The organism is Leptospira sp. GIMC2001, assembly GCF_028462125.1.
Classification (GTDB): Bacteria; Spirochaetota; Leptospiria; order Leptospirales; family Leptospiraceae.
Genome location: NZ_CP115468.1, coordinates 3,011,205 through 3,034,953, shown reverse-complemented (window position 1 = coordinate 3,034,953; position 23,749 = coordinate 3,011,205). Strand labels below are relative to the sequence as shown.

The 23,749-nt window shown below is 37.0% G+C and carries 26 protein-coding genes; 18 read left to right on the top strand and 8 right to left on the bottom strand.

Annotated features, from left to right (window positions below):
• Window positions 1–100: 100 nt before the first annotated feature.
• Window positions 101–1,513, bottom strand: a complete 1,413-nt coding sequence (gene creC, locus O4O04_RS15465; protein WP_272536115.1) for a two-component system sensor histidine kinase CreC — start codon at window positions 1,511–1,513, stop codon at window positions 101–103.
• Window positions 1,514–1,547: 34 nt separating this feature from the next.
• Window positions 1,548–2,225, bottom strand: a complete 678-nt coding sequence (locus O4O04_RS15460; RefSeq protein ID WP_272532687.1) for a response regulator — start codon at window positions 2,223–2,225, stop codon at window positions 1,548–1,550.
• Between the two features lie 154 nt (window positions 2,226–2,379).
• On the opposite strand from O4O04_RS15460, the gene O4O04_RS15455 reads away from it, so the two are divergent.
• The 10 genes from O4O04_RS15455 (at window position 2,380) to O4O04_RS15410 (ending at window position 9,834) form a co-directional block, all read left to right on the top strand.
• The gene (locus O4O04_RS15455; protein ID WP_272532686.1) at window positions 2,380–3,648 is read left to right on the top strand and encodes an adenylate/guanylate cyclase domain-containing protein; all 1,269 of its coding nucleotides are present in this window, start codon (window positions 2,380–2,382) and stop codon (window positions 3,646–3,648) included.
• Between the two features lie 137 nt (window positions 3,649–3,785).
• Window positions 3,786–3,944, top strand: coding sequence for a hypothetical protein (locus tag O4O04_RS15450; RefSeq protein ID WP_272532685.1), 159 nt, complete (start codon window positions 3,786–3,788; stop codon window positions 3,942–3,944).
• A 10-nt stretch (window positions 3,945–3,954) separates the two neighbouring features.
• Window positions 3,955–4,332, top strand: coding sequence for an LIC20211 family lipoprotein (locus tag O4O04_RS15445; protein WP_272532684.1), 378 nt, complete (start codon window positions 3,955–3,957; stop codon window positions 4,330–4,332).
• A 3-nt stretch (window positions 4,333–4,335) separates the two neighbouring features.
• Window positions 4,336–4,764 (top strand): hypothetical protein, encoded by a 429-nt coding sequence (locus O4O04_RS15440; protein ID WP_272532683.1) that lies wholly within the window; start codon window positions 4,336–4,338, stop codon window positions 4,762–4,764.
• On the top strand, window positions 4,761–5,129 hold the full coding sequence (locus O4O04_RS15435; protein ID WP_272532682.1) for a hypothetical protein: 369 nt from the start codon (window positions 4,761–4,763) through the stop codon (window positions 5,127–5,129). Before O4O04_RS15440 ends, O4O04_RS15435 begins: the two co-directional genes overlap by 4 nt.
• Entirely contained in the window at window positions 5,126–7,621 is a 2,496-nt protein-coding gene (locus tag O4O04_RS15430; protein WP_272532681.1) for a TonB-dependent receptor plug domain-containing protein, read from the top strand. The genes O4O04_RS15435 and O4O04_RS15430 overlap by 4 nt, the downstream gene beginning before the upstream one ends.
• Before the next feature lies 1 nt (window position 7,622).
• Window positions 7,623–8,201, top strand: coding sequence for a hypothetical protein (locus O4O04_RS15425; protein WP_272532680.1), 579 nt, complete (start codon window positions 7,623–7,625; stop codon window positions 8,199–8,201).
• Window positions 8,202–8,214: 13 nt separating this feature from the next.
• On the top strand, window positions 8,215–8,826 hold the full coding sequence (locus O4O04_RS15420) for a MotA/TolQ/ExbB proton channel family protein (protein ID WP_272532679.1): 612 nt from the start codon (window positions 8,215–8,217) through the stop codon (window positions 8,824–8,826).
• Between the two features lie 10 nt (window positions 8,827–8,836).
• The gene (locus tag O4O04_RS15415) at window positions 8,837–9,238 is read left to right on the top strand and encodes an ExbD/TolR family protein (protein WP_272532678.1); all 402 of its coding nucleotides are present in this window, start codon (window positions 8,837–8,839) and stop codon (window positions 9,236–9,238) included.
• Window positions 9,235–9,834, top strand: coding sequence for an energy transducer TonB (locus O4O04_RS15410; RefSeq protein ID WP_272532677.1), 600 nt, complete (start codon window positions 9,235–9,237; stop codon window positions 9,832–9,834). The genes O4O04_RS15415 and O4O04_RS15410 overlap by 4 nt, the downstream gene beginning before the upstream one ends.
• Window positions 9,835–9,889: 55 nt before the next feature.
• On the opposite strand, the gene O4O04_RS15405 is transcribed toward O4O04_RS15410, so the two are convergent.
• Both O4O04_RS15405 and O4O04_RS15400 read right to left on the bottom strand, forming a co-directional pair.
• The gene (locus O4O04_RS15405) at window positions 9,890–10,807 is read right to left on the bottom strand and encodes a lipoate--protein ligase family protein (protein WP_272532676.1); all 918 of its coding nucleotides are present in this window, start codon (window positions 10,805–10,807) and stop codon (window positions 9,890–9,892) included.
• A gap of 7 nt (window positions 10,808–10,814) precedes the next feature.
• Entirely contained in the window at window positions 10,815–11,627 is an 813-nt protein-coding gene (locus tag O4O04_RS15400; RefSeq protein ID WP_272532675.1) for a rhomboid family intramembrane serine protease, read from the bottom strand.
• Window positions 11,628–11,711: 84 nt separating this feature from the next.
• Between O4O04_RS15400 and O4O04_RS15395 the strand changes: the two genes are divergently transcribed.
• From O4O04_RS15395 to O4O04_RS15385, 3 genes are all read left to right on the top strand, one after another.
• Window positions 11,712–12,671, top strand: a complete 960-nt coding sequence (locus O4O04_RS15395) for an MBL fold metallo-hydrolase (protein WP_272532674.1) — start codon at window positions 11,712–11,714, stop codon at window positions 12,669–12,671.
• A gap of 4 nt (window positions 12,672–12,675) precedes the next feature.
• A complete protein-coding gene (locus tag O4O04_RS15390) occupies window positions 12,676–15,105 on the top strand; it encodes a penicillin-binding protein 1A (protein WP_272532673.1) in 2,430 nt (809 codons plus the stop codon).
• 217 nt (window positions 15,106–15,322) lie between these two features.
• Window positions 15,323–15,784, top strand: a complete 462-nt coding sequence (locus tag O4O04_RS15385) for a tetratricopeptide repeat protein (RefSeq protein WP_272532672.1) — start codon at window positions 15,323–15,325, stop codon at window positions 15,782–15,784.
• A gap of 118 nt (window positions 15,785–15,902) precedes the next feature.
• Here the strand turns inward: O4O04_RS15385 and O4O04_RS15380 are convergent, their stop codons facing one another.
• Genes O4O04_RS15380 through sppA form a run of 3 tightly spaced genes read right to left on the bottom strand, consistent with a single transcriptional unit; the run spans window position 15,903 to window position 18,984 of the window.
• Entirely contained in the window at window positions 15,903–16,604 is a 702-nt protein-coding gene (locus tag O4O04_RS15380; RefSeq protein WP_272532671.1) for a hypothetical protein, read from the bottom strand.
• The gene (locus O4O04_RS15375) at window positions 16,579–18,000 is read right to left on the bottom strand and encodes an MBOAT family O-acyltransferase (protein ID WP_272532670.1); all 1,422 of its coding nucleotides are present in this window, start codon (window positions 17,998–18,000) and stop codon (window positions 16,579–16,581) included. Before O4O04_RS15375 ends, O4O04_RS15380 begins: the two co-directional genes overlap by 26 nt.
• Complete coding sequence (sppA, locus tag O4O04_RS15370) at window positions 18,001–18,984, bottom strand: signal peptide peptidase SppA (RefSeq protein ID WP_272532669.1); 984 nt, start codon at window positions 18,982–18,984, stop codon at window positions 18,001–18,003.
• Between the two features lie 94 nt (window positions 18,985–19,078).
• Between sppA and O4O04_RS15365 the strand changes: the two genes are divergently transcribed.
• Complete coding sequence (locus tag O4O04_RS15365) at window positions 19,079–20,206, top strand: aldose epimerase family protein (protein ID WP_272532668.1); 1,128 nt, start codon at window positions 19,079–19,081, stop codon at window positions 20,204–20,206.
• 34 nt (window positions 20,207–20,240) lie between these two features.
• Window positions 20,241–20,462, top strand: coding sequence for a hypothetical protein (locus tag O4O04_RS15360; RefSeq protein ID WP_272532667.1), 222 nt, complete (start codon window positions 20,241–20,243; stop codon window positions 20,460–20,462).
• On the opposite strand, the gene O4O04_RS15355 is transcribed toward O4O04_RS15360, so the two are convergent.
• Window positions 20,459–21,262, bottom strand: coding sequence for a hypothetical protein (locus O4O04_RS15355; protein ID WP_272532666.1), 804 nt, complete (start codon window positions 21,260–21,262; stop codon window positions 20,459–20,461). The two genes, O4O04_RS15360 and O4O04_RS15355, sit on opposite strands and share 4 nt — an antisense overlap.
• A 389-nt stretch (window positions 21,263–21,651) precedes the next feature.
• Here O4O04_RS15355 and O4O04_RS15350 point away from each other — a divergent pair, with 389 nt between their 5' ends.
• From O4O04_RS15350 to nth, 3 genes are read left to right on the top strand one after another with little or no spacing between them, the layout of a single operon-like run.
• Entirely contained in the window at window positions 21,652–22,428 is a 777-nt protein-coding gene (locus O4O04_RS15350; protein WP_272532665.1) for an LOG family protein, read from the top strand.
• Between the two features lie 46 nt (window positions 22,429–22,474).
• Window positions 22,475–22,759 carry a 50S ribosomal protein L28 gene (gene rpmB / locus O4O04_RS15345; protein WP_272532664.1) on the top strand — a complete coding sequence of 95 codons (285 nt, stop codon included), beginning with the start codon at window positions 22,475–22,477 and terminating at the stop codon, window positions 22,757–22,759.
• A 47-nt stretch (window positions 22,760–22,806) separates the two neighbouring features.
• A complete protein-coding gene (gene nth, locus O4O04_RS15340) occupies window positions 22,807–23,469 on the top strand; it encodes an endonuclease III (RefSeq protein ID WP_442915902.1) in 663 nt (220 codons plus the stop codon).
• Window positions 23,470–23,749 lie beyond the last annotated feature (280 nt).

Here is a 23,749-nt window from a genome sequence, read left to right as displayed (position 1 = left end):
ATATAAACTAATTGTGAGGGGAATTTATGTGCGAATTGTGAGGATTATGTGAGCATGGAAAAATATTTCAAAATAATTTGAATGGTTTGTAGAAATTCAATCATGAGATTGGAAAAATAATTTTGGCCTGGACTCCAGAATTTTCATTTTGGATTTCTATTTTGAAGCCATGAATTGAGCAAACTTGCTTAACTAAAGATAGTCCAAGTCCCGAACTCTTTCTACCTGTATCTGGTCTTGGCATAGAATAGAACCTATCAAAAATCTTTTCGAGAGCATAGGGTTCGATTGGTGTCGATTCATTCCAAATTATCAATTCCCAGGTTTTGTTAGATTTTTCTTCTAAACTGATTTGGATTTTTCCATTCTGTTTAGTGAAATCTATAGCATTTTTTAATAAATTCATAATAGTGAGTCTAAAGTAAAAAATATTACCAAGAATAAATTTATTTTCCAATTTAGAAATCACTTGGATTCTTTTTTTCGTCAATTCTGGCTCACAAGAATTAATGCAATCCTCAATTGTATTCTTGATATTGATTTCTTCTTTTAAATTTATATTTTTATTGTTCTCAAGAGATGCTAAATCTAGCAATCGATCGATGATTTCTTGAATACGCTTTCCTTCTGTTTGAATATTTGAAATCAATGATAATTGTTTATTCATTGGTAAGTCCGATTCTAATAATTCGGATGATGCGATAATCGATGAAAGCGGACTTTTTAGTTCGTGAGTTAATGTCTGAGTATAATTTTCTATATATTTCTTCCCATCAAGTTCTTCAATGAGGCGATCCATTTCTTGACCTAGTAATCTAATCTCAGGGATATTGATTTTTGGAAATTGGATTTTTTCTTGGTTTCTAATTCCTTTTACATATCTCGATAATTTTGATATTGGTCGCAGAGTAATCAATACGAGAATTAAGAAAAGTATTGCAATAAAGATTGCAACATAGATCGAAGCTTGATAGAATTTTGCTTTAGCTAAATCGATAAATACTGCTATGTTATCCTTCGGTTTAATTACTGTTATAACACCTACTATTGATTGATTGAATCTTATTGGTGAGGCAATAAATAGTGCGCTGGAATCTTCACCAGCTTTTATTAGACTGGATCTAGCTCCGTATTTATCTTGCAAAGTGAGATGAACATCATTGAATTTTGAATAGTCAAGTCCTTCTCGAAATCCTTCCGAATCGAATATTACAATTCCATTTTTATCGGTCGCATACACTTGGATGTCTACTTGTGTTTTAGTAAATGAGTATATTTTGGCTTGAAATTTTCTAGATTTTGCTTTGGCTAGAACTGGAAATAAATTATCTCGAATAGACTTTTGGAGAACCTTATCTGTTATAGGGGTATTCTTTTTTTGGAGATCTACTTCGATGAGAGACGATAAGACATTGGATGTATCATTGATGGATTCTTCAACAGTTTCTAAATATTGCGGACGTATTGTATCAATTGTTTTATTGATAAGATAGTAAAATCCTAATATTAGGATAAAAAAAAACCGATTACAAGTCTAATCCATAAATTCATATATCATTCTTCAATCCATATCCTATTCCCCTTCTTGTTTCGATTGGGTCAGAATTAGGATCAATCTCCTTTAGTCTTGATCTGATGTTTTTTATAACTGTATCAACTGCACGGTCGAAGCTATCTTCCGGTGTTGTCCAGACTAAGTCCATAATTTCTTCTCGCGTAAAAATAGTACCTTGTCGTTTAATAAAAAGCAAAAGTGTTTTATATTCGTAGGGAGAGAGTGGTAAAGACTTTCCTCTATATAATATAATTTTCTTATTCTCATCTATTTGAAATATTGAACTATTTTCGGTCGTGAAGTTGGAGGATCTACGAAGGACAGCTCGTATTCTCGCCATCAATTCTCTTGGACTAAACGGTTTTACAACGTAATCATCTGCTTCTAATTCGAGACCTACGACTTTGTCTGTCTCAGAATTCCTAGCAGTCAGCAGAATTATGGGAATTTTTGAAGTTTTACGAATATTTTTTAGTAATTCAAAACCATTTTGATCAGGTAAGCCAATGTCCAATATTATAAGATGAATATGTTCGTCTAAGAAGTCTAAGCATTCTTTTGCGGTTGCCGCGATTATTGGAAGATAACCATCCAGTTCCAGGGAGATTTTTAATGTTTCCTGGATACCAGGTTCATCTTCCACAATAAGAATCCTTTCATTTCCTTTCATGATGTTTTTTTAATATGGAAGTGGGTTGAGAACTGAGTCAAGGAAGTTTTAGAATTGAGAGAATAATAGGTTGGATTTCAATTAGAACCCAAAGTTATGTTTTGATGCAAACGGGGAATTTTGATTCAATCAATAAAAATCTGAGGATAGTAATTTGAGACAAGTTGATTTAATTTTAAGAAATAAAGAAAAGCGTGGTCTTGTGTTTAGCATATTGTTTCGACTTGTGATGCTAATTACTCTAGCACTTGCTCATACGATTACCCATCATTCAATTCAAGAAGTTGTGAGTGTTGTATCGATTAGTGTTATATTTATATGTTTTTCTTTATTCTCACTTTATATGATTCGAAAAGAGAATTATTTAGGATTGATTGGTTATTCTGGAATTCTTTTTGACGGTTTTCTTATGGGATTCTTGCTCTACACTTGGTATCTTTCTGTTGGATTTTATGAGAATGTACCTTCGACCTATTTGCTTAAAACATCGCTTCCAACGATGGCAGTTGTATTTATTGGAATCAATGCCCTCGCTATTCGACCAGCATATCCAATTATCGTTGCTATGATCTTCAATTGTATATGGGCTTTCGTTTTCTATATTGTAGTTCAAGATCCACGTACAATTTATACGGATAGTATGATTGAAAATTTCTTTTCTCCCTCAATCATACCGACCTTTTATTTATTATTCTCAATTACAATCACAGCTGAAGGAATTCTCTTTTCAATCATTACTTACTCGTATCGCAAGTCATTATTTGAAGCTGTCAATTATGAAGTTCAGAATAATCAAATGGGTAGGTATTTCTCTCCTGGAATCTTGGAACAGATCAAGCAAGATGATACAATATTTCTTGCTAAGAAATCTAAGGTTGTCGTGATGTTTTCGGATATACGAAGCTTTACTTCTATGAGCGAATCCATGGAAGCAGTGGAAGTTGTTGATTTCTTGAGAGACTACCATTCGCGAATGGTTGAAGTAATATACTCAGAAGGAGGAACCATTGATAAATTTTTAGGAGATGGAATCATGGTTACATTTGGTACGCCAAATCCTAGTCCTGATGATTCTCTTCGCGCAATTCGATGTGCAATGAAAATGCAACAAGCATTGGTTTTATTCAATGAAGCTCGCAAAATTGATAATCTTCATACGATCCATCAAGGCATTGGCATACATTATGGTGATGCGGTCTCTGGAAATATCGGTTCATTAGAAAGATTGGAATACACTGTAATTGGTGATACAGTAAATGTAGCAAGTCGGATCGAATCCTTATGCAAAGAGCATAACGTGGACATTTTGTTCTCAGAACAATTTGCCCAGGAAATTCGCAATGATTACAATGTGGTTAATATTGCAAATGTTCAAATACGTGGGAAAAAGGATCCGATAACTATTTATGGACTAACTAAATAGCGTTAATTCCCAACTAAGTGTCGATGGCTCCTAGTAGCATAATTACACTGACCTCATCTATGTTAATGACTTGACAACCTGGATAAATTTGTAAATTTCTCAAATATAATTATTTTAGATAATTATACGGAGGCTTTATGATTCTTACGATGTTGTCTTGGGAAATAAATAATCATTCGCAATCATCTCAATTGAATATCCTACCAATGGATAGTTTTTCCAAAAAAGTAAAATCAAATAAGAAAGTTAAAACTGAATTGGATGTGAAGAAGAATGAAAATGATAATCAAAAATAGAAAATTAAAAATGAAAAAAAATCTGATTCTATATTTCTCTCTCGTTTGTGTAATTTTGCTGAATAACTGTGCGACAAGCAGTGCAGGACTTGCAACTAGCAATATTCCTTTTGGTGACAGAAAATACACAATCATCGCGCCAGTGACTGACGAGGTTTCATGGTATGGCTTGGACATTGGTATTATGGGTAGCTCTTTTAATAAGCCTCCAATTGAACCTCTAATTGAAAAGATGATTCATTCAGCGGAAGCTGATGCGCTCGTAAACATTCGATATTTCAATGAAAAATCTATATATTTATTTTTTGTTGTTCATCGTTTTGGAATCTCAGCTGACGCGATTAAATGGGATAATGCCCCACCGACTGATCGTAACAAGAGGAAATGAATTGTGGATCCGAATCTCGTTCATAATCTAAAAAGCAATTCACTGAAATCAAAAACTGCTATGAAACTCATTAAAGTTTTCTCTGTTCTTTTGGTTTTTTCTTCCTTTGCTTTCCACTGTGTTGGAGGTGGAATCGTTCGAGACTATACACCTTCTCCCGAAGCAACAAGAATTCTTTCTACTGATTACCAAAAGCTGGGAAGGAGTTCAGGTGAGAGTTCGACGTTCTTCTTGTTTGGAGCAATTCCAATCACAAGTCCGTTAAACATGGATTATGCATTGAGCCAAGCATTGCAGAAAGTAGAGGGTGGGGAAACTATTGTGAATTTAGTAATATGGCATGATACTCTATATTATTTCCCTTTGGGTAGTGTTTCCGTTCTGAGGGTAGAAGGTGATGTCATCGGCAAGAAAAAGGACTTAGGATTATGAATGTTTTCAGTATTATGCTTAAGAAGAAAATGCGATTACTACTGCTAATTGGATTAATCTTCACTCAATATAATTGTGTTCAACAAGATCTCGTTGACCGAGACGAAGCCTATAATGAAATATATTTTGCTCTAAATTATAAATCAAGAGAGTGCGGACGTGAGATTCCACCACTTCCACTTATTCTCTTAGAAGATGTGTCAAGAAGAAACCTGGATCTTTGTACAATCTCTATAACTCGAACCGATTGTTCGGAAGGAGATTATCCAATCACCTGTTTATTGTTGTATATAGAAGATGATGTTCAGGATATTCCGTGGTATTTTAACTTTAATGATCTCTCAAAGCGGAAAATTAGTTTATGAAGATACAATTAATACTATTCTTTTTACTAGGCACAGTATTTCAGTTAGCTGCAGAAACCTTTCGTATCAAACTGTACAGTCGGGTTAATGAGAAAGGGGAAGCCGGATTATCGGTTCTTGTATTTGAGACCAAAAAAATCTATGTTACCGACAGCGAAGGAATCATAACAGGAGATGTTCCAAAGCCAGGTAATTATAAATTACGACTTCTTCGCCCAACTGGAACTCAAGAAATCGAAGCAACCTTAGCTAGTTCTCCAGATACAGTTACAATTTATACGGATAAGAAACAAGTTCCTAAAGGTGCCATTCAGGTGTCGGGAGAAAAAGATAAAACTGTTGTTTCGCGATATAAAGTAAAATACGAAGAAATAAAAAGGATGCCTGGCTCATTTGGTGAAGCTCTACGAGGTTTAGAAACTTTGCCTGGTATTACACCGAATGTGGGATTTGGTGGTGGAGCAAATGGAATCATCATTCGTGGAGCGGATCCCGATTGGAATACATATTTATATGATGACTTACCGATTTTGTATCCTTACCATTTTGACGGATTGACGTCGGTTATTCATAACGATTTGATCAAATCCATCGATATCTACACTGGTGCCTATCCATCTAACTATGCCAATGCTACGGGTGGAGTCATTGAAATAGAAACAGTGGATAGTGTGGAAAAGGATAATGGAACTTTTCAAATATCGCTTTGGAACACTACAGCGATGATTCAGAAAAAGGCGTTTAATGGTAAAGGGTATGTTGCTATCGGTGGCAAAATTGGTTACCTAGATCGAACATTTGGTACGCTTGCGCCTGACGGAATCCGACTTCCTCGGTATACAGACTCGCAGATCAAAGTTGTTTATAATTTCAATACAGAACATCAGATTTCGTTCTACAATATGATGGCAGAAGATAGCTTTGCTGCTGCTGCATCAACCAGACCAGTTAACGATCCAGCACAGGATGTGTTTGGGAACTTAGCCGGTGCAAGCATTGCTGCGGGTCAGAGATTTAGAACGACAGCATTTCGTTATACTTGGACGCCGACCAATGAATTCACCAATCGATTGACAGTGATCAACTATGATCCATTAGGTGATTTTAATGCAAAACTAGGTACTATTGATGGTAAGCAGACAGAAAGAAATGCATACATTGGAATACGTCAAGATGCAGTATGGAATGTTTCAAAATATCTGGACTTAGATATAGGATCTGAATTTAGAGAAATTAGCTTAAGATCTTATGGAAGAGACATCGTTCAGATTGATCCACGCAATCAACAGCCCAATCCGTTTGATACTCAGAATCCCGCTTTCACTACTATACCGATAGACTTGAATACTAAATCTAAATATGCAAATGCATATCTAACTATGCATTTGAAATATGGAAATTTTGCATTTACTCCAGGTGTTCGCTATGACTATCTTGGATTAACCAATCAAGGAGTTCTAGGTCCTCGAGCTACAGTTTCTTATAGTTTTCCAGAGATTGGCAAAGGACTTACTCTATACGGAGGAGCAGGAGATTACTTTCGTTATGCGAATAATCTTGGTTCTTCGGATATATATAATTCCGAAACTGGGAATCCTGATATTCGATTCGAGAAAGCTTTCAAGCAATCTGGTGGAATAGAGCAAAAAATCACAGAAGTGTATTCCATCAAAGTTGAATCCTTCAAGAATGAATTTTCGAGTTTAATCACTCCGGATGGATTCATTTCGGAACCAATTTCTATCAACCCCGATCCTAGACAGAGACTAACCAACCCAATTGTTTACAACAGGGGTAAAGGTTTTTCGAATCGTGGAGATGGTTGGTCTCATGGATATGAATTATTAGTCAAGAAATCGAATCGTCCAGGTCAGAGAGATTGGTTCGGTTGGATTTCTTATACATGGTCACAATCTTTTCGCAATGATAATATCATTCAGCGCTTTGAAGGAGACAATCAGATTCGTTCGGCTGATGAAGAAAGACTTCTATACTCGTTGTATAGCAATTCTAAAGAACAAAATACAAGCTTTGATCGAACTCATATAGCAAACATTGTTTACGGTTGGAGATATGAAGAATCCACTCAAATAGGTTTACGTTGGGCCTATCTAAGTTCAGCACCTGTGACTCCTGTGATCGGAGATGATGGTGGAAGATTCAAAAATGAATTCAACAATCAGCCGTATTTCAATCCAACCTATTCGAACAATCCGTTCACAGCTGAATACGGAAGAACGAAGAGATTGGAAGACTATCACAGATTGGATATCAGGTTAGATAAATTTTACAATTTCGAATGGGGATATATAAATTGGTATATAGAAATTGTGAATATTTATATGAGAAAAAATCCAAATGGCGAGTCATTCAATAACAATCGACCATATTCAATTAACAATCCAAATACGACTGAAGCCTTTGGAACTCTTGTGCTTCCAGGAGGACAGGTAATTCCTTTCTTCAATATAGGTATGGAGGTTAAATTCTAAAATGTTTTTTACAATGAATCAATTTATAGAAAATATACATTTAACAGATTATAAAAAAAGTTTTCTTATTCTCTGTTTAATTTTTATTACTTTCTCCTGTGCAAGCGAGGATGTGGATCCTGATGAAGAATTTAGAGATCAGGCAATTCTTACTTATCTGATGAATTCTGCAACAGACCCTATTGCATCTTGTCAGGAATCATATCAATCAGCGCTAAACTGTCTTTCTGTTGCAAAAGAATTCCCTCTTCCAATTGTAAATGAATCAGTGCTATCCAGTGTATTTACATCAGGTCAAGCAAGCAATTTCAATCAGTTGTGTTCGATTCAACGATCAAACGAGGTATATAAGAATTTTACGGATCGAGCATTTGCCTGTAATTTCAATTGTCAGACTTCCTATTGGAATGCTAAAACATCTGAGTCTAACTGTGGTGAACAGCTGTTTGATGATTTGATCAATGCCTCATTAACAGATCGGAACACTAGGTCTTGTATTGATTCTTGCATTCGAGTGACAGGTAACACTTCTATTCCTGAGGATAGAAAATCATTGTATTTATTATTTCAAATATTATAACTAGGAGTTGGTGATGAATGAATTTGTAGATCTAGGTGAGAAATTAATTTTTGTTGTGATGGGACTTGCAAGCATTCTTGCTGTTGCAGTTTTTCTAGAAAGGTATCTTGTTTATCGAAAGAACACAACTGATGCGGCAAAAGGAACAATGGAAAGTTTTGTTGATTCGATTCGGGATGGTAATCCAACGAATACATTGGAAAATCTCGCGGCACAGCAAGATAGTGTTTACACACGTTTTATACGGTTTGGTCTATTCCGCATTGGTGATAAGAAAGAAAGTTTGCAAGAAATGCTTATGGGTCGTGTAATCTCCGAGAAAATTAAACTGGAAGAAAGGCTTCCGATTTTGAATACACTTGGTAACAATGCACCTTTTATAGGATTGCTTGGGACTGTGTTAGGTGTGATTAAAGCTTTCTATGGGCTTGGAACAATGGGTAACGCTGGAGCTGAAGTTGTGATGAGAAGTATATCAACCGCTCTGCTTGCTACAGCTTGCGGACTTGCGGTTGCAATTCCAGTGGTGATGGCAAATAATTATTTCTCTAGAAAAATGAAAGTGATCATCCAGAATTTAGAAATAATCAGCCACGAATTTCTCGCTTTCAAAGAACGAGGATAGGAGGTAAGTTATGGCTTCAATATCATCCAATGATGAAGAAATTACCGGGATCAATATTACACCGATGGTGGATGTAATTTTGGTGTTGCTCGTAATTTTTATGGTGACTGCAAATTTTCTTCAAAAGGAATCAATCAATATCAATTTGCCAAAAGCCGAGCAAGCTGATCCTAATATTGCAGAATCCGTGCAAGTCGCAATTATGAAGAATGGAGAGATTCTCCATGAAGGAAAAGAAATTACAGGTGAGAATTTATTTAAAATATTGAATCGAGATTCCAAGATCAAACCAAATATGAGATTGACTCTATCAGCCGATTCTGGATTGAATTATGGCAAGGTTACTGAGTTAATGGGAGTTATACGAAAAGCGGGTGTGACAAGGATCGCTCTCTCGGTAAAAAAAGGATGAGATTCAATCTATTCCAAGTCTGTGTAGGTTTCTCAATTCTACTCCATGCCTCGGCTATGGGAGCGTATTATATTGCGACTTTACCTTCTGAAGCAGATTTGGAATACAAAGAATGGGAAGATTTGGAAGTGGATTTTCAAGAAATACCTCCTGAACTGATTGGTGGAACTTCAAGCCCTGCACCTGTTGAAAAAAATGAATGGGTGGAAGGTTCCAATAAGAATGCGGATGATCCGATTGATGATGACATCAACCCAAATGCCCTTTCTGGTGATGGAACAGACAAAGATGGTTTCCTATTTTCGTATAACGGAGATAAGATGCCTGTTCCGATTATAGATTTTGATCTCAAGCAGTATTTTCCTGATCAAGCTAAGGCAGCAAATATCAGTGAGAAAACAGTTATTCTATTGGTGCAGATTGACGAGCGTGGCTCTGTTCAATCGGCAAAGATTGCGTCTGGCAAAGCGGGATTTGGTTTTGATGAAGCTGCAATGAGAATCATAGATCGGATCCGATTTTCTCCTGGATATGTTCAAGGCAAACCTGTAAAGATGAGTCATCGAGTACCCATTCGATTTTCTTTAGATGAATAATGGATCACCTTGAATTCCTTTTGGGAATCTAATGCAGATTAGGTTCCATTTTTTTTTATCCTCGAAAAAGCCAATCCTCTGTGAGATATTTTGACTTAGCGAGAGTGTAAGCGCGCTGAATGCAAGAATTGAGAAAAGATTTCTGAATGGAAAATTTTCGAGCAGTTGATTCAGCATGAGTTGAATGATTCTCGCTATCCATATAATTTGCCAATTCAATCGCGAGATCGGCTCCAAGTTTATCCTCGTCTACACCCATATCCAAATGAGTGAGAAAATCTTTATGGCTTCTTTTGTTTCTATAATTCGGTTCTTCTGGCGGGTGGAGTTGGTATTTCTCAACTTCTTCAAAAAGAGTCGGACTTAAAATCAAAGTTCCATGCTGAACAATTGTATTCTTTTTTCTAAACTGTGCATTCCCGGAAATTTTTTTCAAATTCCCAGAACTGTCTTGGACACTAAGGTCAGATTTTCCTGCCGATACCAATTGATAGCCCTGTTTACCCAAAGCTTTAATTGCAATTCCTAGAAGAATATCATAGGAATTTTGAACTGGATAGAGTTCTTTTTTTACATTTGTATTCACAAAGAGGGAGAAATTTAGATTGCCAGGCCAGTCTTGATAAACGGTTCCACCACCTGAGGCTCGCCTAACGAGAGATAATGTATTCGATTGTTTTGTGTTTTCCTTTCTTAATCTTAGGTTATTTCTTTTTTGGAAATTTGTATTTTTGTTTGTTAAATCTTTGTATAAATCATCTTTGAAGTATTGTCTGAATGTTTCTAAGGTTTCCTTCTTAATTGTAAGGGATTCTTTTTCTGATATTCCAAGAACTATTGATTTTATATTCCTCCAGATTCGAATTCCCGCAGTATAGTCTGAATCAGAAAGATTCAGAGCAATTGCCTCTTCTAGTGCGAGCTGGAAGTAAGGATTCGGAATACTTTTTTGTTGAAAGAGAAAAATGGACAATCCAATTCTACTCTTCGAAATATTCTTTGGATGCGGTATTCAAGAAATTTTTTTCTTTTCGACTGAGGGAATTCATTCCTTGTTTAGAAATTTTTTCCAGAAGCTCATCTACTTTTTCTTTTGCATTGGTTCTCATTTCCATTTCTTCTTGGTATTTTCGCATTCTTCGTCGCTGTAAATAGCGAGACGGAGAGAAACTCCAATTGAAATAATTTCGGAATCTATCAAAAAATTTGACAAATAGAAATCCTCCGGCTAGTCCACCAGCATGCGCCGCATGTGCAATATGTTCGGATTGAGAAAAGAAGATCAGTACCATCGGTATTAGAATAAAATATTTAGCTTTCATTGGAATGATTCCCATCACAAGCAATTCGCGATTTGGCCAGACCATCGCATAAGCTAACATGGCTCCGTAGACTCCACCCGATGCTCCTAGAACAAGAGTCGGTCCTGTGATGAAGCTTCCCACATAGCTAAAGACTCCACCGACGAGACAGCAGAATAAATAGAATTTGAGAAAAATATCCGAATTCCAGAAATTTTCCAATTCTGATCCAAACATCCATAGAAATAACATATTAAATAAGATATGCACGATATCGGCATGCAGAAATGCATAGGTTAACAATTGCCAGACCCAGAGGTTGGAAACCTGAGCTGAGTTGAGTGCAAAAATACTCTCAATCACACCACCAGCCCCAATGGCATTTGTAAAAAACTGCAATACAAATAGAATAGCATTGATGATGATAAGATTGCGAACGACGGGTGTAAGTGATGGACCAAATCTCAGTTGGTATCCGTAGGGTGATGCCATATTTACAAATTAACAATTTTGGTCTTTTCTGCAATCTCATTTTCTGAGTGACTTCTATAGAGCAAGGGAGATCATAGCTGTACAGTGAAAGTCACTTTATTTGGTGTAAGAGGATCGATGCCTGCTCCGTTGAGAAACAAGGAGTATAGGGACAAAATGGTTGAGACTCTATCACTTTTTGCCCAATCTAAACATGCTGCGACTCAAGATGTTGCTGGCTTCTGGAAAACTCTTCCTCCGAGACTGCGTCATACTGCTGGTGGGGATACTACTTGTGTTGGCGTGCAGAGCAATTCCGACACTAATTATGTAATCGATTTCGGGACGGGTGCAAGAACTCTCGGAGACTCGATGGTTTCCAAGATCTTAGCATATAAGGGCGAATATATATTAAATATTTTTATCACCCATACGCATTGGGATCATATCCAAGCATTGCCTTTTTTCAAACCCATGTATTTTCCCAATGTAACTCTTCGATTCCATTCGCCATATCCTGACTTGGATGCACGATTGAGTCGACAGATGGAAAAAGAGTTTTTCCCGATAACATTTCATGCAACTTCATCTAAGAAAGAATTTATTTTATTCGAACCTGGTGATGTTTTGAAATTCGAAGATGATCGAGTTCAAGTGGAAGTTCATCCTCTCAAGCATCCGGGCAATTCTTATGCTTATAAATTTACAGAGGATAAGAAAGTTTTTATTTTCGCAACGGATGCAGAGTTCACGGGTGAAGATTTAGAATACATTCGCGGGATTGCACCGTTTTTTGGAATGGCTGACTTACTCGTCTTAGATTCTCAATATACACTGGATGAGTCTTTTGCCAAATTTGACTGGGGACATACCGCTTACACGATGGCTGTAAACATCGCTCACAATTGGAAAGTTCGAAATCTTGCTTTGACTCATCACGAACCAGCGTATAACGACGAAAAAGTCTACGGAATTTGGGAGGATGCAGTCGAGCATCGAAATGCATTAGGTGCATCTAAATTAAAAATTCATTTAGCTCGGGAAGGAATGACTTTTACATTATAAACGAATGGAAATAGAAGATAAAAAGAAACTTTCGATCACACTTTGGATTTTTTTCACGATGGCGATTCTTGGTGGTCTTTTCTTCGGATACATTGTGTCCGAAGTCTCAGAAGGTAAAGAACTTGCAAGACTTGCTACTTACCAACCGACAACACCAACAAAATTGTATGACGTCAATGGAATTCTATTCTCTGAGTTGTATCGTCATAGACAAGAGCTTTTAAAATTTGATGATATTCCACCTCATGTTGTGAATGCATTTCTATCAGTAGAAGATGATAATTTTTACAATCATTTTGGGATAGACTTCAAGGCTATACTAAGAGCTGCGATTGTAAATACAGTGAATCTAAGAATCGTACAGGGTGGATCAACTCTGACGCAACAGCTTGCGAAAACTGTATTGCAGAATCGCAAAAAAACTTTTGCGCGTAAATTCATTGAGGCACTTCTTACACTTCAAATTGAACAGGAATATTCTAAAGAAGAAATTCTCGAAATCTATTTCAATCTTATTTATTTAGGTCATGGAACGACCGGACTCAGCTCAGCATCTTCTGTGTATTTCCAAAAAGATGTAAGAGACCTGACCATTGCAGAAGCAGCAATACTTGCAAGGCTTCCCAAGGCTCCTGTCAAATATTCCCCATTTAAGAATCCATCGATTGCTAAGGGATCGCATAAAGAAATCTTGAAGATCATGGCAAAGCATGGCCATATCCCAGAAGAGACTGTAGACAAAATCCATGATGAATTCTGGGAACACTATTGGCCTGTAGTGATCACTCAATCTCCGTCTAGAAGCACAGTAGGTGCTAGGTTGAATCGAGCTCCTTACTTTACTGAGTGGGTTAGACAATCTCTAGAAAAAGAACTCGGTGATGAACTACTTTATACAGGTGGGCTTAAGGTTTATACATCCATTGATATTCGTAAGCAAGAAATTGCTGAAGAAGAATTGCGTAAGGCACTGCGAGATCAAGATCGTATTTCATTTGGGATGAACAACAGATATGTTGGTGGAGCTGACAAATCACTGGTAGGTTTGTACAACTTGTTCGGATCAATCTTTCCAGTTGGTGTTCCATATGTCACAAGTCTTGATGAGAAACAGAAATTTAGGCAGGCATTAGAAGGTTCCATTTCAGATAGTCTCGAACTACTTACTATCTTGAGTCCTTCGGAGAATGAGCATTCCGGAATAAAAGAATATAGAAAACTATCAGCTATTTTTGCAAGAAACCTTCATGTCGAAGGAGCTTTTGTAACTCTCGATCATAGAACGGGTTTTATAACCACTATGGTTGGAGGAAGCAAATTCACGCCTAAGAATCAATTCAACCGTGCTATGCAAGCGAGGCGCCAAACTGGATCTGCCTTTAAGCCTTTTGTTTATGCAGCTGGAATTAATGAAAGAGCAGTTGGTTCGGGAACAGGTCTTATGGATGCCCCGCTAACAACGATTACTGAGGAAGGTGAAGGTTGGTCTCCGCAAGATATTTCTGGTGATTTCCGTGGCATGGTTCCTTTGAACCGAGCTCTCAATCTTTCATTGAATATTGTATCCGTTCAAGTTCTATTGAGAGCGGGTGTGGATGCTGTGATTGATTTCGCATCGAAGGCTACAAAAGTTCCTAAGCAAAGATTTCCAACTGGTCCGGCTCTAGCCTTGGGTGTTGCAGAACTCACTCCAATGGAAATGGCACAAGGATATGCAATCATTGCGAATCGTGGACGTAATGTAATTCCTATTACTATTCGCTATGTTCTAGACCAAAGTGGCAATATACTTATGAACCGCGAACAAGAAGTTCGCGCTGAACTCGCTGCTCAATCGGAAGATGGAAGCATACAAGTGATTCCAGAAGGTACAGCTTATATCATCAAGCAGATGTTAATTGGTGTAGCCACTGCTGGAACACCAACTGCAGCATTGAGATCAGACCAATTCGGAGCAAACTATAAGGGTGAATCTGGTGGCAAAACAGGATCCACTTCATCTTATACCAATGCCTGGTATTGCGGATTTGATCCTCACCTAACCAGTGTAGTCTACATGGGCTTCGACAAAAGTTCTATTTCTCTTGGCAAAGGGCAGACTGCTGCTGCTTTATCTGCACCCATTTGGGGAAGGGTCTATCGTAGATTCTATGAAGGCAGTGAATATCCAAGCTTTAAGACAAATCCTGATCCCGTTCCAGAAGATGTTGTTGGCGGATCTGTCTGTGCTTTCAATGGTCTATCTCCGAATGAAAATTGTCCTCGCGCCTCCAATTTATTCCTCAAACCGGATTCAATTGCGGGACGAACAAGAGCTGTTCCTGCAAATCGACAATGCGATGGAGACCGGGATCATTATCGATCCCTGGATCTAGTTAATTTCTTGAAAGATGAATACGGATTTACCGAAGAAGAATTGGGCAAAAAAGAATAAATCTTGGTATCATCTCAATCTCTCGAGATCGAAAGATTGTTGATAAATTAAGCATTTTGTTAAGATAATCAAGGTTTTTCTATAAGAATACCATCCTTTTATACATGTAATTCAATCCAACAAAGCTTCAGACTGCTCAATCGCGTTCATTGGGCAGTTTTGGTAAAATTAGGCATTGGGTACACTTATTGCAATAAATAAGCAGAAGGTTACACCAATGAACAAAATACTAAAAACTATCAATTATTGCTTACTGATTGGATTTTTATCTTTTGGTTTGAATGCCAATGAATCTGACATTGATGAAGTGGAAGATGAAGTGAATTCACTTATGGTGTCTTTTGACAAAGAAAGTCTTGTTGAAATATCCAATCGCCTGATCCGTATGGCATCCAATGAAGAAGAAGGTGGTGACTATTACAATGCGGTCAAGCACTACAGACAGACTCTCGTTCTAAGAGAGAGATTGGGTCTTGCTAATAGCAAAGGTTATGCAAATCTACTATTACTCACATCGAATACAGAACATAATTTTGGAGCATCTTGTGATGCGAAAGATCATGTTGAAAAAGCTCTAGGTCTATATAAAAAATTGCATTTTGACAAGGAAGCAACTATGGCATCTGAAGAATTGAGAGAATACAGTGCAGCATGTATGGTTCAAACTACACAAGGATAAGTAATCCGTTCCGAAGACTTTTATCTTAACTGATTTGTATCTCTACTTTAATAGTTTGATATTGGAATATAAGTCAGGTAGATGACCTTTTCATTGTTTTTGCATTTAGCTAATTGCTTTAGCGATCGTAACTTTCATAAGCATGAGCTTGGAATTCTTTCTTTGTAAAATTCTTACGAGCTCGAAAGAAAAATTCATCTTCCATATAGGCATTCTTGGTTTCATATAGAATGCCAAATTCTTTCTCAACTCCTCCAGTCTCATACAGCATAGGAGCCAGATTGTTCTCTTTGCTATCATAATGGTAGAGCAATTTTGCATCAAATTCTTCTAGTTTATTGGTAAGAACATCTCTTTTTTTTAGAGTTGTGAGAAGTATCCAATTGCCAGATCTTTTGTAGGTTCCGTCGAAGATGAATTCTTCTCTTTTCTTATCAGTTCCATACATATCTTCTTTCCAGTATCGCTTCTGAAATGTTCCCTTATCTATCGATTCTGATTGAAATTCTATGACTTCTCCCCAAGTATTTTTATGATATTGGGAATTCATTGCTGACTTAGGAGGAGTTACTCGAACCCATTTGCCATCAACTTTCCAATTGGGTTGTGAATATTCGGGAGGGAGAGAACGAACCCAATTATCTCTAAAATTATTTATGCAATTGCCCAAAGTAATTGCGATGGTAGCGAAGACGAAAACATTAAGCTGAATTTTGATAAAAAAATGAAAATTTTTTCCAGTATCTTTATAGATTTCCTTAATTCTAAATTTCACTAATTGTAGTGCTAGATTTTTAGAATTGAAAATAGATAAAATCATTTCCTGAATCCCCAAAAACTCCTAATAGCAATAGCATAATCACTCCGCATATGGGTAAGAGGTAATTTTGCAAGGGCTTGAGTTTGTTGTAGATATAATCAGAATATTGGAAAGCATTGAAGATGAAAGCAAGAACCATAAAAGTCCATATCTCATCAACTCGATCCAGTGTCATTGTATTGCCAGGCAATCTAAATAAGCTCGTTGCATATTCCCAAGTTGTTGCAAGACTTTCTGATCCTCGGGATGCGCATCTAAAGAATATTGCAGAAAAGGAAAACAGGGTGAACGCATAGAGAACCTGTAGAACTTTTACAATCTTCCAGTCTGGGATTTTTCTATTGCCCATTAATTTTTCTAACCAAGTCTCCAGAGAAATGAATAGACCTAAGTAAAGTCCCCAGAGAACGAACCCAATATTGGCACCATGCCAAAGTCCACCTAAGACATTGGTTATTACCAAATTGAGATTTGATTTTGCAAGACTTGTTTTGCCTCCACCTAATGGGATGTAGATGTAATCTCTGAGCCAAGTTGATAGCGTAACATGCCATCTTCTAAACAAATCTTTCATGGATGTAGAAAAGAATGGAGCACGAAAATTTTCTGGAATCTCATATCCCAATAGATTGGCAGAGCCACGAGCGATATCTGTATAACCACTGAAATCGCAGTAAATTTGACAAGCAAAGCCAAACAAACCTAATGCAAGAGAATATGGATCGTATGCGGAAGGATTGAGATATAAGGGATTGATGATCGATGATACAGTTTCTGCGATTACAACTTTTTTGAAGAGTCCGCTGATTATGAGAAACAAACCTTTTTTCATCCGATCTGCATCTATGGTCGGGTTATTCAGTTGTGGTAGAAAGTTATCCGTACGCATGATTGGTCCAGCAATCAGTTGTGGAAAGAACAGAATAAAAATGAAATAATCTGGAAAAGAAATTTTTTCTTTATTTAGATTTCTGTGAATATCAACTTGTAATGCAATCAATTGAAAACTATAGAAGCTGATTGCAAGGGGAAGAAAAATATCCCAAGATTTTGCAACTTCTTGAACTCCTTGCGCTCCCGTAAAAAAGTAAATGGAGTCCGTCACGAAATAGAAGTATTTGAAAACCCCTAAATTTATGACGTTTAATGCAACGACCCAGCGTAGTAACCCTGCCGTATCTCTGCCTTGTTCTTTCATTTTCCATAATTGATTGGAAAATAAATAATTGATTACAACTATTCCGATAAAATGGAATAAAAAAGGAATACTGAAGAAACCATAGAACGCAATAGATGCAATTATTAAAGTAATTCTCTTAGCTCGTTGGTTTACATTCCAGTAAACCAAGTAAGTGATGGAGAATAGAAAAAAGTAAGGAAGAGAATTAAATAACAATTATAAACTCCATAGATAGTAAAATCTAGCCGAACGAAAAGTAGGTAAGAATTTCTCAATTAAGCTATCTTTTGGAATTTCTGTTCTCGCTTGATAGATATTTTCTACTTTGTCTCTTCCTCTAGAATAAGTAACGATAAATGGGTCACTGGATCCGACAGAAGCTTTGTATTTTGGATGATTCATGAGAGTTGGAAGGAATTCATCGAAGTAGCCGACTTGGTCAACCAATCCTAATTTTAACGCTTGCTCACCTGTAAAAACCCTTCCATCGCATAGTGGTCTCAATTGATCATCCTTAAGATTGGGTCTTCCTTTCTTAACTATGGAGTAAAATCTATCGTACAAATTGTTCACAATTCCTTGAAGAATTGCTTTATGTTCGGGATTGATTTCTTGAAAAGGAGAAGCAAGAGCTTTGTTCTTACCTGATGTTATCGACTGTTCTTTAACGCCGATTTTATCCAATCCTTCTTTGAAGTTGAATCCACTCATGATTACTCCAATGGATCCTGTAACAGTAGTTGGATGGACCGCTATGATATCTGAACTCATTGCAATATAGTAGGCTCCACTTGCTCCAACATCCATAAAAACTGTCATGATCGGAAGATTTGTTTTCTTCTTAAATCTTTCTATCTCTGAATAAATTATATCGGATGCGGTGACCGTTCCACCTGGAGAATTGATCTTGAGGATTACTCCTTTGACCATTTTGTCCTTTTCGATCATCTTCAAATTTTCTGCGATAATAGAAACGGGAGATTCTGATTCAAAACCGAAAAAGTTCTCTTTCGTATCGTCTGAAATGACCCCATCAATGGTGATCATGGCTATCTTATCTTTGCCTTCACCAGAAATAATCTTTTCTTCCATCTGTGCTTTGTATCCCATACCACTGGGCAAAAGGCTAAAAAAACAATTCTGAGTAAGAAAGGAGACGGTGAAAAGAATCAGAAAAGTAAGAATTTTGGAATAGGTCATACTGCCTTTTTAGAGATTGGTCAGTAGTATTCAATCATTTTTGGAATACGGATTTCAGCCTTGATTTCCAAAGATCGATAAATAATTTCGAGATATGGAAAAATTGGAAGCAGGCAATTCAACTTTTGTTTTGGATCCTAATCGAGGCTGCCAATGGCTAGAATTAAGTCTATGTCCACCAGGCAAGAATGAATCAATTTCTATAATCAAGGGATTCAATTCTTTGGAGAATTTTTTTGGATCTGGTTGCTTCTTGATGTTTCCCTGGGTAAATCGAATGTGGCCAAATCAATTTTGGTATAAAAATGATTCTCCAATATCCACATCAACGCATCCTAAAGAACAACCGGAAAGAGATCTTGAGAAAAATGAGATTTTGGAAGAAGACTCTAGATGGGTGTTTGATGAAAAAGGTTATCCTCTACACGGGCTCGTACATTCTGAATCTTGGAAGAAGACGGAGATTCACGGACAATATGTACTCGATTGCTCTCAGCTTTTGATTTCGAATCCAACCAATCCAAATGAGAATCGGGTAAAACAATTTTATAAAAAATTATGCAATATTCTTTTGTTCCAGACATTTACATTGAGCAGTTCCAAACTTGTTGTTGAGTTAAAAATAAAAAATAACGGAAAGGAGTCATTCGACTTCGGAATGGGTTGGCATCCATATATAAAATTGCCGTTTGGTAGAGTCGATGAATGGGAAATTAATTTCTTAGAAAATTTACAAGAAATTTCCTTGGATGAAAACCTTTTGCCCAATTTTAAAAATTTGAAATATGAAAAATTTGAGAATGATGACAAGGATCTATCAAGAAATTTCAGTTCAAAAAATAATGAATTGTATATGGAGACCTTTACATCTAGTTCGCATTCATCTAATTCTTTTCTATCGAAACATTTCAAACGTCACAACCAATTAGGTGCTGTAAAACTGGACAATCTGTATCAATTTAATAGCAAATCTAGGATACAAATTGCACATCCAAGCGTAACATTTGCACTCGAAATTGAAAGCAATTCTCAACATCCTTTTGAGCCAATGAAATATTGGCAAATCTACACTCCCGATGATAGACAAAGCTTAGCTATTGAGCCTATGTCTGCTCCTGGAAATTTTGAAAATATCCAGGAAATACTAACAAATAGAATAGATTCTCAAGAAGAAAAAAAATTTCAATTTTCTATAAGTCTTCGCATGAAAAATGCACTTTAATTTTTGGAAATAGTCTAAAAGTTAAACAGGGGGAATGATGACAACTGAAAAGATCTCAAAGTCATGTAAGGAAATTAGTAAGAACATTGTGGAAATAAAATATTTCGCAGAGAAGAAAGATACAAGTCGCACATCAGTTTATCGTGCTCTCCAAGATAAAAAATTGAATGAAGTCGTTATTGGTAAAAATTCACGTTTTATAGTATTAGATGATCTCGCCAAAAAATGGCGACCAGGTAGACAACTTACAGCTTAAGTTGAAAATAGAATGGGTGGGAGATCCATTCGTTGAATGTCAAGATCATAGATCCCACCCGTCCAAATTGTACAGGTTATAGGATTCGAATTAGACTGAGTCTGATAGGTCTGTGCAAGTATTGACCCTCTCATTCGAGAATCATTCGTTAAGTGGATGTTTTTTTTCGTTCTATTGAGAGTGATTGTTGGATGGTGATTCCAATTTACTGAACAGCGATCATCGACGAGGTCAATTTTTAATTTCCAATGTATGAGTTTTCTTTTCATTTTAAGATGTAGGCATGCTTGCGTGAGAATTTCATTAGAGTAATTGCTTCCGATATACTGCCAGTAAGGTGCTGAAGGATTCGAATCTTTTATGCTGCGAACATTTAAGAAAAAATCTCTTAGCCATATATCCTTTTTGGTTTCAAAGTTTTCACTCCATAGAGGATAAGATATTCCTTGGATGAGTGATTGTGCAACTATAAGCTTTACATTTCCTTTCTGGAAACTTGCCGGTTGAACTTGGTCTAGAATAACGATCGCTGCATCCTCATACGGAATCGAGAGCTCCAAAATGAAGGATTTTGAAATCTCAAAATGGTCAGCAGGAAGTGGAGTTTTTTTGGTTTCTCGAAAACTCAGATAAGTATTCCAACGTTCTCTTCCTTCAACAAAAAACGAAAATTCCTCAAGAAATGTCAGCATCCATGTTCTCTCAGAATGAAAATACAGAGTAGCAATTCTTAGCAAAATTGAATAAGCATAAGATTGAGCTTTCCATTCTTTCTTCCAATAAATGCGACTTAAACCCATGTTTTCCCAATCGAAAGATATTGATTCCTCCGCTTTAAATAGGGTTCTCAAAAATAAACTGGGTTTCTTGGTATAGGAAGATGTCTCAAATTCTTGCCAAAGGCGTTTCAATTCCTGTGGATGGAATTTCATCAATGGACCGTTTAAACTGATGGAAATATTCGACTTTTTGGTTAAAAAACGAACAATCCTTTGCGGGAATAGAATGAAATTGGTTAAAAATTCAGCAAAGAGTGTATTTTTTGATTGATTTTCATCCATATAGGTGTCTAAATGATTAACAAGGTTCTCAAATTCATTTGAATCTTATCCTCACACTGGCTCAAGGCTTGCGAGCCTTGGGCTTTTTTCCTACTCTAAAAATCCGCATCGGAATTTCTTGGTAAGGCATGACTCAAGTTTCCTTCGAAAATTTGGAATTTATAAATTCTGATCCGGCTTTTCCCATTCGCATTCTAAGTGAATGGATATATCCCAAAATCCAATTGGAAAAACAAAGGATAACGGACACAATCGTTTTATTTGGATCGGCTCGGATTCCCAGTCGAGAGAATTGGCAGAAGGAATTTGCTGAGGCACAAGAATCTGGTAACACAAGCAAAATTCAGAAACTAGAAAATAAAGCTGCTTTAATCCAATCTTATGAAGATGCGAGAGAGTTTGCGAATCAAATCACAAAATGGGGCAATGTTCTAAGCAATGGAAGTGCTGAACACAAGCTCGTTGTGTGCACAGGTGGCGGACCTGGAATCATGGAAGCTGGCAATAGAGGTGCCAAAGAAGCTGGCGGACTGAGTCTTGCTTTTAATATTTCTCTTCCTTATGAACAAGAGACCAACGCGTTTGCGAATCCGGATATGTCTTTTAGCTTTCGATATTTTTTTATGCGCAAATACTGGTTTGTCAAAATGTGCAGGGGGCTTGTTGCTTTTCCAGGTGGTTTTGGAACTTTGGACGAAGTATTTGAGACATTGACTCTGATTCAGACCAAGAAACGAGACAAAATTCCTGTTGTTCTCTACAATTCCGAATTCTGGCGATCGGTTATAAATTTTCCTTATCTTGTAAAAAATGGTCTTATCGAAGAAGAAGATCTGAAGCTATTCCATTTTTCTGATACTGTGGATGACGCAGTGGGTTTCTTGAAGGAAAATATTCAGTTTTAATTGACCCACAAGTTATTACCGAAAAATTGGAGGAACTGAGGAAATTATGGCCAGAAATTGTGTAGTCACTGGGAGAGGAACCCGAGCAGGGAACAATGTATCCCACTCCCATAAGAAAACTAGAAGAAATTGGAAAGTGAATGTTGTGTCCAAGAGAATTTTCTTGGAAGACGAAAACCGTTTTGTTCGAGTGAAATTATCCACTAGAGCTCTAAGAACTCTAAAGAAAAAGGGACTTAAGGCTGCAATCAAGGACCAAGGGGGCGACCTACAAGCGATCGCGCCTAAGAGACATGTTGGCATCCAGACTAAAAGTTCAAATAAGAAATAAAAACTCAACACAATCATAGATCTGCGTCCAAAGTTTCCAAGAATGAATTGGAGCCTTGGGAGCAGATTTCTAATTATCCTTCTCATATAAAAAAAATCTACGAATTCTTATCCAAAGAGTTCGGTTCTGTATCTACGCCCTTAACTTATTCTAAGGACTATGAACTTGCTATCGCGGTTATTCTATCTGCTCAATGTACTGACGAGCGAGTGAATCAAGTAACACCTGCTTTGTTTGAAGCTTTTCCGACCTTACAGTCTTTTGCTTCAGCGAAACCAAAAGATATCGAGCCTTATGTATTCTCTACAGGTTTCTATCGCAATAAAGCAAAGTCCATTCAGGGTTTTGCCCAAATGTTGATTGAAAAGTTTAACAGCAATCTTCCTCGAACGATGGAAGAAATGTTGGAGCTTCCGGGTTTTGGCCGAAAGACAGCTAACGTTGTATTAGGTGAAGTTCATGACATAATTGAAGGTTTTGTTGTTGATACCCATGTAAAAAGGATCGCCTACAAATTGGGTCTTACAAAATACAAAGATCCCATTCGCATCGAAAGAGAAATTCTTGAAAAGGTTCCAAAAAAATATTGGAATCATCTATCCCTCTATCTTATTTTTCACGGAAGGAAAACCTGCATTGCAAGACGACCACTCTGTGATGGCTGCGGACTGCGTAAAATCTGTCCGTCTGCAGCGGGAAAAGTTGAATAGTTAACCTATCTCTTTTAGCTATATTGTAAATTAAAGTCGCATAGATTAACAAGAGATCTATAAAACCCAAGCGGAGCACTTGCATCCGTAAGCGAGCTGTCGCGAAGCGAGTCGCGCGGAATGTAATTGTGCAGCCACCGGGCGCGAGGAAGGCAGGCACGAAGAATTTTTACACCACATCACCATTTCTTTCAGAAAGTGGTGATGGGCAGGCGAAGACACGAAGAGCACGGAGGAAGGTGTTCGAGAGAGAAAGCCACTGTTGTTAGAGGAATATATA

Coding starts and splice junctions, on each gene's coding strand:
- O4O04_RS15410 (WP_272532677.1), top strand. CDS start 9,235: ATGAGATTCAATCTATTCCAAGTCTGTGTAGGTTTCTCAATTCTACTC.
- O4O04_RS15365 (WP_272532668.1), top strand. CDS start 19,079: ATGGAAAAATTGGAAGCAGGCAATTCAACTTTTGTTTTGGATCCTAAT.
- O4O04_RS15390 (WP_272532673.1), top strand. CDS start 12,676: ATGGAAATAGAAGATAAAAAGAAACTTTCGATCACACTTTGGATTTTT.
- O4O04_RS15445 (WP_272532684.1), top strand. CDS start 3,955: ATGAAAAAAAATCTGATTCTATATTTCTCTCTCGTTTGTGTAATTTTG.
- O4O04_RS15425 (WP_272532680.1), top strand. CDS start 7,623: ATGTTTTTTACAATGAATCAATTTATAGAAAATATACATTTAACAGAT.
- O4O04_RS15360 (WP_272532667.1), top strand. CDS start 20,241: ATGATGACAACTGAAAAGATCTCAAAGTCATGTAAGGAAATTAGTAAG.
- O4O04_RS15435 (WP_272532682.1), top strand. CDS start 4,761: ATGAATGTTTTCAGTATTATGCTTAAGAAGAAAATGCGATTACTACTG.
- O4O04_RS15415 (WP_272532678.1), top strand. CDS start 8,837: ATGGCTTCAATATCATCCAATGATGAAGAAATTACCGGGATCAATATT.
- O4O04_RS15450 (WP_272532685.1), top strand. CDS start 3,786: ATGATTCTTACGATGTTGTCTTGGGAAATAAATAATCATTCGCAATCA.
- O4O04_RS15420 (WP_272532679.1), top strand. CDS start 8,215: ATGAATGAATTTGTAGATCTAGGTGAGAAATTAATTTTTGTTGTGATG.
- O4O04_RS15430 (WP_272532681.1), top strand. CDS start 5,126: ATGAAGATACAATTAATACTATTCTTTTTACTAGGCACAGTATTTCAG.
- sppA (WP_272532669.1), bottom strand. CDS start 18,984: ATGACCTATTCCAAAATTCTTACTTTTCTGATTCTTTTCACCGTCTCC.
- O4O04_RS15385 (WP_272532672.1), top strand. CDS start 15,323: ATGAACAAAATACTAAAAACTATCAATTATTGCTTACTGATTGGATTT.
- O4O04_RS15350 (WP_272532665.1), top strand. CDS start 21,652: ATGACTCAAGTTTCCTTCGAAAATTTGGAATTTATAAATTCTGATCCG.
- O4O04_RS15380 (WP_272532671.1), bottom strand. CDS start 16,604: ATGATTTTATCTATTTTCAATTCTAAAAATCTAGCACTACAATTAGTG.
- rpmB (WP_272532664.1), top strand. CDS start 22,475: ATGGCCAGAAATTGTGTAGTCACTGGGAGAGGAACCCGAGCAGGGAAC.
- O4O04_RS15460 (WP_272532687.1), bottom strand. CDS start 2,225: ATGAAAGGAAATGAAAGGATTCTTATTGTGGAAGATGAACCTGGTATC.
- O4O04_RS15355 (WP_272532666.1), bottom strand. CDS start 21,262: ATGGGTTTAAGTCGCATTTATTGGAAGAAAGAATGGAAAGCTCAATCT.
- O4O04_RS15400 (WP_272532675.1), bottom strand. CDS start 11,627: ATGGCATCACCCTACGGATACCAACTGAGATTTGGTCCATCACTTACA.